Raw genomic sequence first — 1,226 nt, 5'->3', positions numbered from 1 at the left:
GGTGCAAACCGTGCTGAACGAAAAGGCGACCACGAAATGACTGAAACTGCACAAACGGAATCGTCGCTTCGCCGTACTTTGGTCGGCCGGGTAGTTAGCGACAAGATGGACAAGACCGTCACGGTCCTGATCGAAAACCGCGTCAAGCATCCTCTGTACGGCAAGTACGTGCTGCGTTCCAAGAAGTACCACGCACACGACGAAGCCAACCAGTACAAGGAAGGCGACAAGGTCGAGATCCAGGAAACGCGTCCGCTGTCGCGGACCAAGTCCTGGGTGGTTTCCCGTCTGGTCGAAGCTGCGCGCGTCATCTAAAAAACCACACGGTTTTAGGTTGGCTTGCGAGTCCAGGGTTATGTGCTATAATCCTGGACTTCCGCTTTGTTGCATTCGCCTTAGTTGTATCACCCCGGCGAGTCGATGAAGCGAACCTGGCCGAGCGGCTCCTGATTAACCATGTTCAGGCCGCCTGGTAACTACCGACTTCAAAGTTGATCAACCCAAACGGTTGCTGGCGCAAAGCCAGGGGCTGACGGGACCAAGACTGACCGGCGGGCGTTGCCCGGTGGATTAAGTTGGGAAGATAACACCATGATTCAGACAGAAAGCCGGCTCGAAGTAGCCGATAACACTGGTGCGCGCGAAGTGCTGTGCATCAAAGTGCTGGGTGGGTCCAAGCGCCGCTATGCGAGCGTGGGCGACATCATCAAGGTGACCGTCAAGGACGCAGCGCCGCGCGGTCGCGTGAAGAAGGGCGATATTTACAACGCCGTCGTCGTGCGTACCGCCAAGGGCGTGCGTCGCGCTGATGGGTCGCTCGTCAAGTTCGACAGCAATGCCGCTGTCTTGCTGAACACCAAGCTCGAGCCGATCGGCACCCGTATTTTCGGGCCGGTGACTCGTGAACTCCGTACCGAGCGCTTCATGAAGATCGTGTCGCTCGCGCCGGAAGTGCTGTAAGGAGCCGCCATGAACAAGATTCGTAAAGGCGACGAAGTCATCGTCCTGACCGGCAAAGACAAGGGCAAGCGCGGCACCGTGCAAGCCATGCTCGGCGACAAGGTCGTGGTGGAAGGCGTCAACGTTGCCAAGAAGCACGCACGTCCGAACCCGATGCTGGGCACCACTGGTGGCGTCATCGACAAAGTCATGCCGTTGCATATTTCTAACGTTGCGCTCGTGGATGCCAATGGCAAGCCGTCGCGCGTCGGTATCAAGGTGGAAGA

3 protein-coding genes are annotated in these 1,226 nt (G+C 57.7%); all 3 read left to right on the top strand.

The window, feature by feature from the left end:
* Positions 1 to 36: 36 nt before the first annotated feature.
* Positions 37 to 315: a 30S ribosomal protein S17 gene (rpsQ, locus tag AC1DMG_RS22240; protein WP_006160462.1), complete on the top strand. Its 279-nt coding sequence runs from the start codon at positions 37 to 39 to the stop codon at positions 313 to 315.
* A 276-nt stretch (positions 316 to 591) separates the two neighbouring features.
* Positions 592 to 960 carry a 50S ribosomal protein L14 gene (gene rplN / locus AC1DMG_RS22235; RefSeq protein WP_017225233.1) on the top strand — a complete coding sequence of 123 codons (369 nt, stop codon included), beginning with the start codon at positions 592 to 594 and terminating at the stop codon, positions 958 to 960.
* Between the two features lie 9 nt (positions 961 to 969).
* The coding region (gene rplX, locus AC1DMG_RS22230) for a 50S ribosomal protein L24 (RefSeq protein ID WP_477181162.1) at positions 970 to 1,226 on the top strand (257 nt) is incomplete at its 3' end.

This window comes from Dyella sp. 01N36 (genome assembly GCF_056399745.1).
This window is presented reverse-complemented; position numbering and strand designations above follow the sequence as displayed.